Origin of the sequence: Flagellimonas chongwuensis (assembly GCF_013376415.1) — a bacterium.
Lineage (GTDB): Bacteria > Bacteroidota > Bacteroidia > Flavobacteriales > Flavobacteriaceae > Flagellimonas > Flagellimonas chongwuensis.
Genome location: NZ_WYET01000007.1, coordinates 328,863 through 344,888, shown reverse-complemented (window position 1 = coordinate 344,888; position 16,026 = coordinate 328,863). Strand labels below are relative to the sequence as shown.

At 43.3% G+C, this 16,026-nt stretch carries 11 protein-coding genes; 8 read left to right on the top strand and 3 right to left on the bottom strand.

Translation table 11 applies throughout. From position 1 onward, the window contains the following. Positions 1-4: 4 nt before the first annotated feature. The 4 genes from GUA46_RS14210 to GUA46_RS14195 all read left to right on the top strand — a co-directional run bounded on the left by GUA46_RS14210 (position 5) and on the right by GUA46_RS14195 (position 6,300). Positions 5-1,261 carry an MFS transporter gene (locus GUA46_RS14210; RefSeq protein ID WP_176621044.1) on the top strand — a complete coding sequence of 419 codons (1,257 nt, stop codon included), beginning with the start codon at positions 5-7 and terminating at the stop codon, positions 1,259-1,261. Continuing rightward, on the top strand, positions 1,261-2,106 hold the full coding sequence (locus tag GUA46_RS14205; RefSeq protein ID WP_176621043.1) for an ROK family protein: 846 nt from the start codon (positions 1,261-1,263) through the stop codon (positions 2,104-2,106). The genes GUA46_RS14210 and GUA46_RS14205 overlap by 1 nt, the downstream gene beginning before the upstream one ends. Before the next feature lie 22 nt (positions 2,107-2,128). Continuing rightward, positions 2,129-4,783 carry an exo-rhamnogalacturonan lyase family protein gene (locus tag GUA46_RS14200; RefSeq protein ID WP_176621042.1) on the top strand — a complete coding sequence of 885 codons (2,655 nt, stop codon included), beginning with the start codon at positions 2,129-2,131 and terminating at the stop codon, positions 4,781-4,783. Between the two features lie 83 nt (positions 4,784-4,866). Next, entirely contained in the window at positions 4,867-6,300 is a 1,434-nt protein-coding gene (locus tag GUA46_RS14195) for an SLC13 family permease (protein ID WP_108244370.1), read from the top strand. 24 nt (positions 6,301-6,324) lie between these two features. Here GUA46_RS14195 and GUA46_RS14190 read toward each other — a convergent pair whose 3' ends face one another. Continuing rightward, entirely contained in the window at positions 6,325-7,023 is a 699-nt protein-coding gene (locus GUA46_RS14190; RefSeq protein ID WP_176621041.1) for an arylesterase, read from the bottom strand. 42 nt (positions 7,024-7,065) lie between these two features. On the opposite strand from GUA46_RS14190, the gene GUA46_RS14185 reads away from it, so the two are divergent. Together GUA46_RS14185 and GUA46_RS14180 are read left to right on the top strand one after the other, a co-directional pair. Beyond that, positions 7,066-7,743 (top strand): ABC transporter ATP-binding protein, encoded by a 678-nt coding sequence (locus GUA46_RS14185; RefSeq protein ID WP_176621040.1) that lies wholly within the window; start codon positions 7,066-7,068, stop codon positions 7,741-7,743. A 2-nt stretch (positions 7,744-7,745) separates the two neighbouring features. Next, positions 7,746-10,283, top strand: a complete 2,538-nt coding sequence (locus GUA46_RS14180) for an ABC transporter permease (protein ID WP_176621039.1) — start codon at positions 7,746-7,748, stop codon at positions 10,281-10,283. Here the strand turns inward: GUA46_RS14180 and GUA46_RS14175 are convergent, their stop codons facing one another. Next, on the bottom strand, positions 10,284-11,363 hold the full coding sequence (locus tag GUA46_RS14175) for a formylglycine-generating enzyme family protein (RefSeq protein ID WP_176621038.1): 1,080 nt from the start codon (positions 11,361-11,363) through the stop codon (positions 10,284-10,286). 62 nt (positions 11,364-11,425) lie between these two features. Continuing rightward, complete coding sequence (locus tag GUA46_RS14170) at positions 11,426-13,087, bottom strand: sulfatase family protein (protein ID WP_176621037.1); 1,662 nt, start codon at positions 13,085-13,087, stop codon at positions 11,426-11,428. Positions 13,088-13,372: 285 nt separating this feature from the next. Here GUA46_RS14170 and GUA46_RS14165 point away from each other — a divergent pair, with 285 nt between their 5' ends. Beyond that, positions 13,373-14,827, top strand: a complete 1,455-nt coding sequence (locus tag GUA46_RS14165) for a TolC family protein (protein WP_176621036.1) — start codon at positions 13,373-13,375, stop codon at positions 14,825-14,827. Beyond that, positions 14,817-16,025: an efflux RND transporter periplasmic adaptor subunit gene (locus tag GUA46_RS14160; protein WP_176621035.1), complete on the top strand. Its 1,209-nt coding sequence runs from the start codon at positions 14,817-14,819 to the stop codon at positions 16,023-16,025. Before GUA46_RS14165 ends, GUA46_RS14160 begins: the two co-directional genes overlap by 11 nt. Position 16,026: the final 1 nt, after the last annotated feature.

The following is a 16,026-nucleotide window of genomic DNA, read 5'->3' as shown; positions in this document are numbered from 1 at the left end:
TATAATGGAGACTAGCAAGCCCAAGACCAAAAGATACATCCACATTATAGGACTGGTAATGATCGTATTCTTTGTGATTTCGTTCATAACCAATATCCTAAATTCAATAATCGTGGACGTTAAGGATAGTTTTGACCTCAGTCTTACCTTAACAGGCCTATTGCCGTTTACTTTTTTTATAGCGTATGGCATTATGTCCATACCGGCAGGCTTTTTATCCGAAAAGTATAGTGAGAGGACATTACTTTCAATATCGTTCTTGGTCATGGCGCTTGCTTCCCTGGGTTTTGCCCTATTGCCACAATACGGCGTTTTTAGCATAACCTTGTTTGTGTTGGGATGTTGTATGGCGGTGCTTCAAGTAATTATAAATCCAATGTTGAGGGTGGCAGGAGGCGAAGAACACTTTGCGTTCAATTCCGTGTTGGCTCAATTGGTTTTTGGAGCGGCATCATTTTTAAGTCCTTATTTATATAAATACCTGGTAAGCAAGAATAACATAGGTGACACATTTGCGGAAATGTTGCGCGGATGGGTGCCACAGGATTTACCATGGGCATCGCTTTACATTGTTTTTGCAGCGATATCGTTGGTGTTGTTTTTCTATGTCTTTTTGACCAAATACCCAAAATTTGAAAAGACCGAGGAAGAAAAGGCAGGAGATACCAGTTCGTATTGGGATTTGTTGAAGAATAAATGGACTATACTTTATTTCTTGGGAATCTTTTGCTACGTGGGCACAGAGCAGGGTGTTGGAAACTGGATATCGCAGTTTTTGAACCAATATCACGGACTGGACCCACAGACAGTCGGAGCCAACACAGTATCCTATTTTTGGGCCATGTTGACTGTTGGTTGCCTATTGGGCTTATTGTTGTTAAAGTTTATGGACAGTAGAAAGCTATTGATTTTGGCAACTTCCATCACCATCATAAGTTTAATTTTGGCACTTACCGGCTCGGAGCAAATGGCGTTGATAGGTTTCCCAATGGTAGGATTCTTCATTTCCGTAATGTACTCCATAATCTTTTCCTTGGCACTCAACTCCGTAAAGGAACATCATGGTTCGTTATCCGGTATTCTTTGTACCGGTATTGCAGGAGGAGCAGTGATACCATTTATCGTGGGAGGCTTGGGCGAACTAATGTCATTAAAATCAGGAATGTTCTTTTTGATAATTCCCTTGGCGTTTATCCTATCCATAGGATTTTGGGCCAAACCCTTGGTGAACAATAAAACCATAAGCTTAAAAAAGGATTAGTGGAGAAGAGGGCAAAAACGGTTTTGGGGGTTGATATTGGTGGAACCAAAATCAAAACAGGGAGAGTCTTTGGTAAAGAGGTAGTACGGACCAGTCTTTCCAAAGTAAACCAAAGCGATTCTTACGAAAGATCACTATCTAGATTATTGACGACCATTGATGAAGTCATGACCACTGACGTCGAGGCTATCGGTATAGGGGTACCCGCCGTAGTGGACCCGGATTCCGGCATAGTGTACGATGTGCAAAACATTCCAACATGGGAGAAAGTACCTCTAAAAGAATTGGTACAAAAGCAGTTCAACGTCCCCGTATACCTGAACAACGACGCCAACTGTTTTGCATTGGGCGAAAAATACTTTGGCAAAGCCAAGCCATATAAAAATTGTGTGGCACTTTCATTGGGAACAGGACTGGGCATGGGCATTTTAATAGAAGACAAACTCTATAATGGAGTTTTGTGCGGTGCAGGGGAAATAGGTATGCTACCCTACAAAAACGGAATCCTGGAACAATATGCAGGAAGCTTCTTTTTTGATGAAACTTATGGGGAATCTGCCAAGATACTGTATCAAAAAGCCATGGACAACGATACCGCTGCATTGTCTGCTTTTAAAACGTATGGTGTTCATCTGGGCATTGCCATAAAGGCAATTCTCTATCTGTATGCACCAGAATGTATCGTTCTTGGGGGGTCTATCAGTAACGCGTATACATTTTTCAAGGCTTCGTTGGATGAGGCCCTGGATTCATTTGCCTATCAAAAACAATTGGAAAACTTTAAAATCGAAACATCAGATTTGGTGGATTCGCCCATTTTGGGTGCAGCTGCACTATGTCTGTAAAAAAAATAACCTTACTACACAAATGAGAATAATACTATCATTACTGCTGGCATGTTTTCTGCTAAAATCCTGCTCCCAACCCATAGAGAAAGGGAAACAGGTGGCCATAACGGTAGAGAACAATAAAAAGGGCGCTCCCATAACCTTGGGAATACCTTTCCCAAAAGGAGAGTTGAATTCCGTAGATCATCTACGTTTACTCACCGCCGATGGCACGGAAATACCTTGTCAGACCACGGAAGTAAGCAATTGGGGGCCAACGGACGACAGTATCAAATGGGTATGGGTGTTCTTCTTTTCCGAAGATACACAGGACTATGTGCTGGAGTATGGGGATGGCGTGGTGCCCATCCTTCCAGAGAAGAAGGTGGTTTCCATGAACAACATGAGACCTCAAGGCGGAATAGATGTAAATACAGGACCGCTATCATTTTCAATACATAAAAAAGGAAACGGTTTTTTAGATGAGGTCTTTCTTGATTCCAACAAAGATGGAAAGTTTACCGAAGAAGAACTGATCGGTTCATCACCAGAGAAAAACAGAGGATCTTTCTTTGACCTTTTGGACGATTCGGGAATTGATGCGTCCAAAGCAGTGATTAACGAAGTTTTTAGGGAAAAGGGTTCCGGCCCCTTGCACACCATTTTCCGAATAGAAGGGACCTATACCTACAATAGGGAAGATAACAACCTATCACCATTTACCATTTGGTTGCATGCCTATGCAGGCAAGAGCTATATAAAAGTATTGCATACCATGACATATACCGGTATTCCCGACAAGCATAAAAAACAAAAGGGAGAGCACGCGAACATTGCAACGCAGAACAGCGAAATTATTTCGGAGAGTACAGAAGACGATATGGGCTGGACAGAGCCGAACGATCAGATTGCCGCCATAGGACTCCAGTTAAAATATCATTTGGATGATAACGTAAGCGTTTCGATGCCACTTTATGAGGGATCTTGGAAAAATGATGAAGCGGATACCGTTATGGAGGAAGTTGCCGTAAATGATGAAACACCAGTTCAATTATTGCAAAAAGGACCGGATAGACGTAAAAGCATTAGTTTAAGAAGTCTTTATCTTAACAACTTCAGCAAGAAAGGAAAGAACAGTGATTCCGAAGCAGAGTTGGATTTTGAGGCAACCGTCTCCAAAGGTGAAACCAATGTGGCCCAAGCTCAAAAAGCCAAGGGATGGATTAATGTAACCGATGGAAAAAGAGGTGTTGGCCTGGGCATTAAGAATTTTATGAAAGAATACCCAAAAGGTATTGAGGTAGATCCTGTCAACAACATCTTGTTGGGAAGTATCTGGCCCAAAGAAAATGGCCCAATGAACTTTGCCAGGCACAATACAGAGCCAGATGGGGGCATGTTGGACAATTTTGCCCAAGGTATAACCAAAACCACAGAGTTTGTTTATTATTTCCACGATAACGATGCCACAGAATCTGTGGGCGACAAAATGGAGTATATTACCGAAAGCCCTGTGGCACATGCTGCTCCGGAATGGTACACCAACTCAAAGGTTTATGGGAATATGGCACCAGCTTCCCAAGCACACCCAGAGTTTGAAAATGCATTGCAGTATAGATATCAGTGGTGGGCCTATAACCAAAAGAACGAGCCTTGGTATGGCATGTTCAATTATGGTGACGGAAAAAGCTATTTCTTTGATGGCAAATGGGTGCAATGGACCAACAATGAGCCTACTGTAGATTTTATGCTATGGACCAACTTTATGCGTACCGGTAATCCCAAATATTTTAAAATGGCACAAGCCATGAGTAGGCATACCATGGATGTGGACAACATCCATTGGCCTAAAAAACGAACGTATTACGGAGAGATCAATGATGCCATTGATTTTTGGAATTATGAAGATGAGCCAGAATCCACACCATACCTTGGTATAGGGCGAAGACATGCCAATGAACATTGGTATGCACTCCTGAGTGCCCATGTTTGGATTCAGGGATGGATAGCGGATTATTACCTATCAGCTGACCACAGAGCGTTGGAGGTGGCCAAAATGACAGGAGACACTTATATCAACCGTATTTGGGGAGAGCACGACCTTAGGGGTAGAAGACTATATCTATCTGTGTTAAATCTAGTAGAGTTGTACGATGCGACTAAATTGAAGAAATACAAGGAAGAGCTAGATGATAGGGTTGGTTTAATGTTGGAACTTCAGGAAAGACAAGGGGGCAATTTACTATTGGATAGATATGGATACAGTCAGACCTATGTGGCGCAAGGACTTTATAAATATCAGCAAATAACAGGTGATGAAGAAGTAAGAAAGGCATTGTTGAAGCATGCCAGATGGGTCAGGGACGTACCTCCATTGAACCACGAAATGGAATCTTATTTAGCCACTATTTATCCTTTGTTGCTTGGTTATGAGATAAGTGGTGAAAAAGTATACTTGGACGAAGCATTGGCCAGGGCCGAATTGTTGAAAATAGGTGAGCTTCCAAAGTCACCGGAAGACTATGAAAATGCAGAGGCCTATAGCGAGGACCTTTTGGAAATCTCCAATTTGCCTATGAGCAAGGGACGATTTACCAATTGGCAAACCAACCAAGGGCTCAGGGTATTTGGTTGGACCCACGCATATAATATTCCTTATTTATTGTACTGGATAGACAAAGAGAATATCGATTAAATCTAGTAATCTTCAGAAAGGGATGGTGACGCCGCACATTGGCCGCCGTCCTTTTTTTTTGCACACAACTAAACAACAACAATATGTCATACAAGCGGTTTGGGGCTATTCTTGGCCCTATTCTATTTATTTTGATTCACTACTTTTTTAATGGAGAAGGGCTTTCGCCACAAGGACGGGACATATTGGCTGCAACCGTTTGGATTGGGGTTTGGTGGGTTTTTGAAGTACTTCCGATAGCAGTTACCGCATTGTTGCCCATTGTCCTCTTTCCACTATTGGGAACCATTCCATTAGGTGACACAACCGCGAGTTACGGCCACAAATATGTGTTTTTGTACATGGGAGGTTTTATGTTGGCCATGGCCATAGAAAAATGGAACCTGCACAAAAGAATAGCCCTCCAAATTATAAAGACCATAGGCACAAATATGTACACCATAGTCTTGGGTTTTATGGTCGCGACCGCTTTTCTGTCCATGTGGATTTCCAATACAGCGACTACCGTAATGGTGTTGCCCATGGCAATTTCGATAGTAAAACAATTCAAGGACAACCCCGACACACCCGAAGATGAGAACAAGATATTCAGTAAATTATTAATGCTGTCAATAGCTTATGCCGCATCCATCGGAGGAATCGCCACGTTGATTGGAACACCGCCAAACCTGGTCTTTGCAGGGTTTGTTCAAAAAACTTACGGAGTGGACATCAGTTTTTGGCAATGGATGAAATTTGGTTTACCGGTAGCATCCATACTTTTAATATTGGCGTGGTTATACCTTACTAGACTTGCCTATCCATTGCGTAGATCACGTTTCCCCGGCGGTAAAGAAGAAATCAATAGACTTTTAAAGGAACTGGGACCTCTGGGAAAGGAAGAGAAAATGGTATTGTTTGTTTTTGTTTTGACAGCTTTCTGTTGGATAACCAGATCTTTTCTTTTACAAAAAATCATTCCGAACATCGATGATACCATTATAGCCATTGGGTCCGCCATCCTACTTTTTATTATCCCTGCAAACAGGTCTGGCAAACCACTTATTCAATGGGCAGAAGCCGTACAGATTCCATGGGGGATAATCTTATTGTTCGGAGGGGGGATGGCCATCGCCAAAGGATTTCAAGAAACAGGGCTGGCTGGCTATTTAGGAGGACAAATGGCATTTTTTGAAGGATTGCCCCTCTTTTTATTGTTATTGTTGGTAATCACGTGCGTTAATTTTTTGACAGAAGTTACCTCCAATTTGGCCACCACGGCAATGATGCTTCCAGTTTTAGCTCCACTGGCCTTGACTTTGGGAATAAATCCTTATTTACTGATGGTAGCATGCACTTCGGCAGCATCATGCGCGTTTATGCTACCAGTGGCCACTCCACCCAATGCAGTCGTTTTTGGCTCAGGATACCTTCGGATTCCGGATATGGTACGGGCCGGGTTTTTAATGAACCTTATTTCCATTGCGATTATGTCATTGGCCGTATTTCTATTATTGCCCTTGCTTTGGGATTTTTAAGCGGTGGGTTATTCTTGAGACCGCCTACAACATTGGCTTTAGCACCTCCCAAACATTTTCAGCTACTAATTTTTGACCCTCAACGGTAGGATGGATACCATCTCCTTGATTGAGCTCGGGAATTCCTGCAACATTTTCCAATAGAAAGGGGATTAGGGCAATATTTTCCTGATTTGCCAATGTTGGGAATATGTTTTCAAACTCCGATGTGTATTCCGGGCCCATGTTTGGTGGAATCTTCATTCCGGCCAATATGATTTTGGCATTTGGAAGATCGTTTTGTACTTGATTTATCATTTCCTGAAGGTTCTTTTGGGTCTCTGAAAGCGGAACTCCCCTGAGACCATCATTGGCGCCTAATTCTATAATGACGATATCCATATCGTCCTCTAGAACCCAATCCAAACGGTTTTTGCCACTTGCCGTGGTCTCACCGCTCAACCCAGCATTGATTACGGTATAGTCTAAACCTAGGGAATCAATTCGTTGTTGGATTACCGACGGGAATGCTTGACCAAGCTCCAGACCATAACCGGCAGTTAAGCTATCCCCAAAAAAAAGGATTTTTTTACTCGACTCCGTTGTCTCCTCGACCACTTCTTCCTCAACAGAAGCTTGGTTGTCCTCTTTTTGCTGTTTCTTTTCCCCGCAGCTTGCGAGTATCAGCATCAAAAAATAACATAACATTAACGAATTGTTGAGGGCAGAGTTTTTCTTGATCATGGACAATTTTAGTATTTTGAGAGTTTTAACCAAAAGTATGGTATGTCAAAGATATTAAAAGTTCAAAACCTCTCTAAAACATATCGGAGCGGTGAACACGACCTAAATGTACTGAACAATGTGTCGTTTGATGTGGATAAAGGTCAAAGTTTTGCCATTGTCGGGCCTTCTGGCAGTGGGAAAACCACACTGTTGGGCCTTTGTGCCGGCCTAGATACGACCGATGAGGGTGAAATATGGCTCTGTAATGAAAATTTGATGGGATTGGATGAAGATGGAAGAGCACTTTTAAGAAACCAGAACGTAGGATTTGTATTTCAGGATTTTCAATTATTGCCCACCTTGACCGCCTTGGAAAATGTTATCGTCCCCTTGGAACTTCGAGGGGTGAAAAATGCTTACGAACAGGGTAGGGAACTCTTGGAAAAGGTAGGTTTGCTGAACAGGGCCGGACATTATCCATCCCAATTATCCGGTGGGGAGCAGCAACGCGTAGCCTTAGCTCGTGCATTCTCCAACAAGCCATCCATTCTTTTCGCCGATGAGCCCACAGGCAACCTTGACGACGATACCGGAACCCGAATAGAAGAGCTGCTGTTCGAACTGAACAAGGAGCAGGGCACGGCACTGGTTATAGTGACCCACGATTTGGAATTGGCCAAAAAAACCGATAAAAGTATCCGGTTGAGGTCTGGGAAAATAGAAGAAACCGTAGGTTGATTATGGGAAAAAACAACGCTGGATTCTTATGGCTTCTAAAAATGGCCTGGCGCGATGGAAAAGCAAGCTATGGTAAACTTCTACTGTTCGTTTTTTCCATTACCTTGGGAGTGGCCGCAGTGGTCAGTGTCCATTCTTTTAGCAGGTTGTTGAAGGAAAATATAGCATTACAATCCAAATCCCTATTGGGCGCGGATTATGTCATAGAAAGCGATAAACCTGTAAACGATAAAGTTCAGGGCATAATGGATTCCTTGGGCGGCTCCGATGCCAAGGAAATCAATTTTTTGTCAATGGCCGCTTTTCCAGGTAACAATGGCACCAAGTTGATGGAAGTCAGGGGAGTGGAAGGAGGTTTTCCGTTCTACGGGGATTTGGAGACCGATCCATCATCGGCGAAGAATAGTTATCTGGACAATGGAGCTTTGGTCGATGCCACCACCATGCTACAGCTCAATCTGAAGACAGGGGACAGCATCAAACTGGGCGCCGTTACCCTTCCTATTGCAGGAGCATTGGAAAACGTTCCGGGCAGCACTTCTGTTTTCGGTGCGATTGCGCCTCCTGTGCTTATTCCTTTTCAATTTATTGAAAATACAGGTTTGGTACAGACTGGAAGCCGTATCGAGTACAAATATTATTTTAGGGCAGATGAAGGTCAGGATATGGCCCTTTTGAGCGAGAAAGTGGAACCAGTGCTGGATGCAGAAGAAGCCGACCTGGATACCCACTTGTCCGAAGCTAGGCGTCTGGGCAGACGATACGAGAATTTTGGAAAGTTCCTTAATCTGGTTGGTTTTATAGCGCTGTTGTTAGGGTGTGTCGGTATTGCCAGCGGTATGGGCATCTATGTTCAAATGAAGATAAAATCCATTGCCGTACTCAAATGTTTGGGAGCTTCAAAGAAACAGAGCTATTTGATTTTCTTTGTACAGATAGCCTGTATGGGTATTATCGGAGGGCTTTTGGGTACCCTAATCGGTTATGGACTGCAACAATTGTTCCCAGTACTATTGGGCGATTTGATTCCGGTTGAAGTAGAAATAACTTTGTCTCTTCAAAGCATTGTTCTGGGATTGTCACTCGGGTTGGCTATGTCTGTACTTTTCGCGCTCTATCCCTTGATGAAAACACTATATGTATCTCCCCTGCAGGCTCTACGTGTGGTACAAGAGACACAAACCCGCTCAATAAGGGCCACGGCATTAGTAGGCTTGGGAATCATACTTTTTGTGTTCGGGTTTTCCTATTGGTTATTGGATGATTTGTTAAGGTCACTCTTTTTCGTTGGAGGTCTACTGGTGGTGTTTTTGATTTTGACCGCTGTGGCCCGATTCTTTATGGCCCTATTGAAAAGGTTTTTTCCGTATTCTTGGGGGTTTGTTCCCCGCCAAAGTCTGAAAAATTTGTTCCGTCCCCAAAATCAGACCTTGGTATTGGTACTGTCAATAGGTATAGGCACATTTTTGATAAGCACTTTGTATTTTACCAAGGACATGTTGCTGGAAAAAGCAGCCATTGAAGATAGTGCGAACAGTGCAAATATGATTCTTATGGATATCCAAAGTAAACAAATGGAAGCGGTATCCAATACTATTGAAGCTTCGGGTCTGCCCATAATAGACAAAATTCCCATCGTGACCATGCGTGTAGAAACTTTGAACGGTAGACATGTGGAGGATATCCGAAAGGACACGACTTCGCAAGTGGGAAGATGGATATTGAACCATGAATTCAGGGTAACCTATCGCGACAGCCTTATTGGTTCGGAAAAAGTACTGGAGGGAGAATGGGTGAACAATTTTAACTCAGAAGGTGATATTCCGATTTCTGTAAGCAGTGATTTCGCCAACATGGCCAAGGTCAATATCGGGGACCCGGTCTCCTTTAATGTTCAAGGTAGGATTATGAATACGGCCGTGCAAAGTATTCGAGAAGTGGATTGGAGTCGATTGCAACCCAATTTTTCGGTGGTCTTTCCTGCCGGGGTCTTGGAAAATGCACCTCAATTTGGCGTGATGACCCTTCGAACACCTGATGACGATACTTCTGCCACGTTACAACAGACATTGGTAAGGGACTATCCCAACGTCTCCATTTTGGATTTAAAGCGAATTTTATCCCTTTTGGAAGATATTTTGGCCAAGATTGGTTGGATAATCAACTTTATGGCCTTTTTCAGCATATTTGTTGGTGTCGCAGTGCTTATGGGAGCCATATACAGCAGCAAGCATCAGCGCGTGAAGCAAGGAGCATTGCTAAGGACCCTTGGCGCCAAAACCTCCCAAATATTAAAAATGATAGCCATCGAGTATACCGTTCTAGGATTTTTAGGTGCTTTTATGGGCGTTGTACTGGCGGTTTTGGGAAGTACCTTACTGGCTTGGATGCTGTTTGAGACTACATTTGTACCCTCGGCCATACCATTTATTGTTATACTGCCGGCAATTACATTTTTGGTTTTTGCTTTGGGCGTCGGTAACAGTATTGGAATTGTTAGAAATTCCCCGTTATCCGTACTTAAAAAGGAAAAGGAATAATTATTCGGACATTACCGTTCTAAACCCTAAATGTTCCTGTCCCGAATCGGGACTGGTGGCCATACGTGCCGAAATTCGATAACTTGCACAATAAGAGGCGCTACAAAGAAACGAACCTCCTTTGATTACCCTTTCTTCCGCGTACGGATTGTTCGGATTAAAAGCGCGGGTCGCCCCTGTTGGATTTTGGGTGGTCTCATTGCTTGAGGCCAGTTCTTCGTAGTAATTGGTGTTGTACCAGTCACTGGTCCATTCCCAAACATTCCCGGCCATATCGTACAATCCAAAATCGTTCTTGGGATAGCTCATCACGGGCGCCCTGCGCTCAAAACCATCTTCCATGGTGTTTTCCACCGGAAATTCACCTTCCCAAGAATTGGCATGGGAGCTCAATTGTGAAATATCGTCCCCCCAGAAAAATTTGCTATCGGACCTACCGGCCCGGGCAGCAAATTCCCATTCGGCCTCGGTGGGCAATCTGCGTCCGGCCCATTCACAATACGCCAGCGCATCTTCATACGCTATATGGACAACGGGGTGGTCATCTTTGCCCTCGATGTTGGTATCAGGTCCATTGGGGTGTCTCCAATCGGCGCCGATTTTCCACTCCCACCATTGTGAATAGTCGTATAGATTAGGAACACTGGACTTTGTCTTTTTGAAAATCAATGAACCTGGCTGTAAAATGGAGTCATGGGGTTTTTCCGTACCCGCAGGTAACTGTTTTTTCATTTCCTCCCAATCAATTTCCCTTTCGGCTACGGTGACATAGCCTGTTTCATCCACAAACTTTGCAAATTCATTGTTGGTCACTTCATGGATGTCCATAAAAAAGCCATCGACATATACTTTGTGAGCAGGCTTTTCGTGTCCCATGGCCATTCTGTCGTTGGGGACGGCACCTTGCATAAATTCCCCACCGGGAATCCATACCATACCCTCCGGCGCTTTTGCTGGAGGTTTTTGAGGGCTTTCGGTATTGGAATTTGCTGAATTATCCAATTTTTCAGTTTTTGATTTGCAGCCCAATATCAACATAAATGATACGAGGTAAATAAAATTTAAAGGTTTGGAAATCATCAATTTATTTTCTGGAAACTCAAACTATTTTTTTTAGGACGTATCACTACAGCGGAAAAAAATTATTCCCATTTGTTTTTCATGTATTCTTCGAACATCTTAGCCCGTTCTTCAGGGGCGATTTTCCAATATTCGATCAATGGGTTGTCCTTTACTTTTTCATTATACTCCTCGATGAATTTCTGGTTCAAAGAATCGTTGTCCTCATATTTTGCCCTTAGCTTTTCAAGATCTTCATGCAATTTTGCTTGAACGTCTGCATAATCTGGGTCGCCATAGATATTGTTCATTTCGCTAGGGTCATTTTTTAGGTCATACAATTCCCATTTATCAAGGTCGTAATAAAAATGAATCAACTTGTACCTGTCGGTGGTTATACCGTAATGTCTGCGAACATCATGTTCCGAAGGGTGCTCGTAATAGTGGTAATAGTGTTCGTTTCTCCAATCTTCAGGGGTTTCACCTTCAAGAATCGGGACCAAACTTTTACCTTGCATATCACCGGGGATATTGGTCTGGGCAATGTCAAGAAACGTTTCTGCAAAGTCGATATTGGAAACCAAATCCGTGTTTATGGTGCCTGGTTTTACCTTGCCGGGCCATTTGACCAATAGAGGAGTACGTAAAGATTCTTTGTACATCCAACGCTTATCGAACCAGCCATGTTCTCCCAAATAGAAACCTTGGTCGGAGGTATAGATAACAATGGTATTTTCATCCAAACCTGCCTCTTTCAAATAATCCAGAACATGTCCAACACCTTTATCGACTCCCGCAACACTTGCTAAATAATCTTTCATATAGCGCTGATACTTGAAACGTGTCAGTGCATCTCCCGTTGGTTGGTTCTTGTTGTATTCTTCATTGATGGGTCCATAAATGGAATCCCACATTTTTTGTTGTTCCTCGGTAAAGCCATTCTGCGGTTGGTCGGTAATTTTAAGGTCTGGCCCCATTTTCATGGATTCGGAAATGGACATGTAGTTCATGCCCGCTACTTCACGGCCACCGGAATAATCATCGAACAGGGTTACCGGTTCAGGTATTTCAACGTCTTCGTACATACCCAGTTCGTTTGGCCCTGGCTGCCATGGTCTATGTGGTGATTTATGGCCCAAAAACAGCATAAAGGGTTGTTCTTCCGACTTCACCGAGTCCATCCATTCAATGGCTTTTTCCGTGATAATTTCGGTAGTGTAACCTTCGAGTTCATATTGACCTTGTTCGTTTATAAAGGTTGGATTGTAATATGATCCCTGACCTGGTAAAATATCAATGTAATCGAACCCTTTGGAAGGTGTATCCCCCAAATGAAGTTTACCCAAGACACCGGTCTTATATCCTGCTTGCTGTAACAATTCACCAAAGGTCTGTTGGTCAAAATTGAATTTAGAACCAATAGTGTTGTCGATAAACCCATTTAAATGACTGTACTTTCCGGTGAGGATGGCAGCTCTTGAAGGCCCACAAATAGAATTGGTGACCAAACAGCGTTCAAACAACATGCCTTCCGCTGCAATTCTATCGATGTTGGGGGTAGGGGCCACCTCGGCCAGCCTGCCGCCATATGCGCTGATGGCTTGGTAGGCATGATCGTCGCTTATGATAAAAACAATATTTGGCCGTTTGTGGTGCTCTTTTTCTTGCTCCGCAGTTTTCTCTTTGTTGTCCTTGCAAGAAATAAACAAGCAAAGGCCCACTAAGGCGTAAAATAAGTATTTCATGATAATAAAGTTGTTTAGTTTTTTAAGGCGGTATAATATACCAACTTATTTGGAATATTAACTCTGACCCCCTCAACTTCAAGCTAAGTATTTTGTTATGTATTGTTCATTAGCGGCCATCACCTCGATAAAAATTTCTTTATGGTAGAAACGGCTTGTTAGTATAAACTTGACGTTGAGAGGTGTGGTAGTGTAGTTGGAGCAGTTTTATTTTTAAAATCCATTGAAATTCACGAAATTATATAGGTAGAGTTTTTATTAAACTACGTCCATCAAATCAAGGTAATGGTAAAAAACAATATGGTACGGGTGAATCCCAAAATTGGCCGTTGGCAAAACCTTTGGATTTTTGTCTGTATTCTTTCCGTAGGGGCACTTTACTTTAATTGCTCCCCCAAATATTCGAATCTATCACCTCCAATAGAAGATTTTCAGGAATTTAGGGCAAGTGGCGACACATTGGTGTCCGGCAAATGGTGGGAGGTCTTTAACGATGAGAAATTGAATACGTTGATAGATACCGCCATGCAGTCCAATTTAAATTTGGCAGCGAGTTGGCAGCAGTTTATTGCTTCGAGAGCATCCATAAAATCACAGGTTTCCAACCGATGGCCCACACTGGAAGCATCCGCCCAAACAGCAAGAACGCTTCCCGAACCCGATTTTGTGGGTGGTGAGAATACACAGTTGGGATTTTTTTCCAGTTATGAAGTAGACCTATGGGGACGAATTGGTACTGCGATAGACGCAGAAACATTTAGGTCTGAAGCCAGTTATTTTGATTACGAGGCACTTTCCCTGTCCCTTTCTGCGGAAATAGCCACCACCTGGTATCAATTACAGGCGGCAAAAGAGCAGTTACAGATTACAGAAGATCAAATTAAAACGAATGAGGCCATCATCAAATTGATTCGGTCAAGGTTTGTGGGAGGCCAAATCAGGGCTGTTGATATTTTACGTCAAGCCCAGCTCTTGGAAAGTACAAAGGAGCAGAAAATAATTTTTGAGACTAATGTTCAACTATTGGAAAACCAGTTGTCTGTTTTGTTGGGCAAGCAACCACAAATCGGAATTTCAATGGAAGAATCTACCATGCCCAATATACCAGAATTGCCCGATACCGGTCTGCCCTTGGAATTGGTACGGCGACGACCGGATGTGAAACAGTCCTTTGCATTATTACTGGCAGCGGATAGGGATATGGCCTCAGCCGTGCAGAGCAAATATCCACGACTCTCCTTGAGTGGTAGGGGGCAACTGCGTTCCAATAATTTTGATAACCTTTTCGATAATTGGGCGTATTCCTTGGCGGGAAATCTTTTAGCACCGGTTTTTTATGGAGGAAGGCTAAATGCAGAGGTAGATAGGACAACTGCCATTAAGGAACAACGCTTGTATGAATATGGCCAAGCCACTCTAGTAGCTTTTAGAGAGGTAGAAGATGCCATGGTGCAAGATGTTCAGCAAACCGCGAGATTGGAAAATATCCAGCGTCAACTGGAATTGGCCGAAAAAAGCAACAAGCAACTACGTGTTGAATTTTTGAACGGCTTTAGCCCATATTTGGATGTGTTGTTGGGACTAGATCAAGAGCAACAGCTCCGAAGAGATCTGGTATTCGCTCAATTGCAACACGTTCAAATCAGAATTGCTCTGTACAGGGCATTGGCCGGAGGATTTGATACCGGTAGAAATATAGAAGACAAACAAAGTAAAGTAGACGAATTATATGAGCAATAAAAAAGTAATTTGGATATGTTTGGCCATAATTGTTGGTGGAATTTTGGTCACCACACTTATCTTCTCCACCGAACCGGAGGCAGAAAGCGAAGGGGCGACCATTGAAACCGCGATTTTGGTAGATGTGGTGACTATGGAGAAAGGAACCTACGCACCCATTATCTCGGCTACGGGCACGGTACAGCCTGTGGAAGACGTAACCTTGAGTCCGTTAGTGCCCGGACAGATTGTTCGCCGAGACCCAGCCTTTACCCCGGGAGGTTTTGTAAAAAAAGGAGAGGTGTTATTGCAGATAGACCCATCGGATTATCGCAATACTTTGGAACTTCGCAAAAGTGAGCTCCTGCAATCCGAAACAGCATTGGCCACAGAGATGGGACGCCAACAGATAGCCGAACAAGATTTACAGCTCATCAATAACGACTCCCTGTTCGGGGATAACCCATTATCCGATAATGAGACACAATTGGTACTTCGTAAACCGCAATTGAATGCAGTAAAGGCCAATATAGAAGCTGCTCGGGCCTCAAGGAATCAAGCACAACTTAATTTGGAGCGTACGACCATCCGTGCCCCTTTCGATGCACATATTCTAAGTCAAAATGTAACCGTTGGCTCGCAAGTTACCCAAGGGGATGACCTTGGAAGAATTGTGGGAACGGATAGCTATTGGGTAACGGCGACGGTACCCGTTTCTCGTTTGCAATGGTTAAAATTCCCCGAATCCGAGGATGAAAAGGGTTCAGTTGTCCATATCGAAAACTCATCCGCATGGCCATCCGGCGCACAACGCGAAGGCGCTTTGGACAGACAGATAGGCGCTTTGGACAATCAAACCAGGTTGGCAAGGGTACTGGTACGCGTGAACGACCCTTTGGCTACAAGTAAGGAACTAGAGGGAGCTCCCAAATTGATGATCGGAACTTTTGTCGAGGTAAATATCCAAGCGGATTCTATTCCAAATGTGGTTCGGTTGGACCGTGATCTGGTGCGGAGCAATCAAACGGCATGGGTAATGAAGGACAACCTTTTGGAAATCCGTGAACTGGACATTATTCTGACCGACAACGAATATGCTTATGTGAAATCAGGACTCCAAGATGGAGAGAATGTGGTGACCACAAATTTGAGTACGGTTACCAATGGTGTGGAACTCAGAACACGTTCGGAAGAAATCACAGATAACGAAAACGACTAAA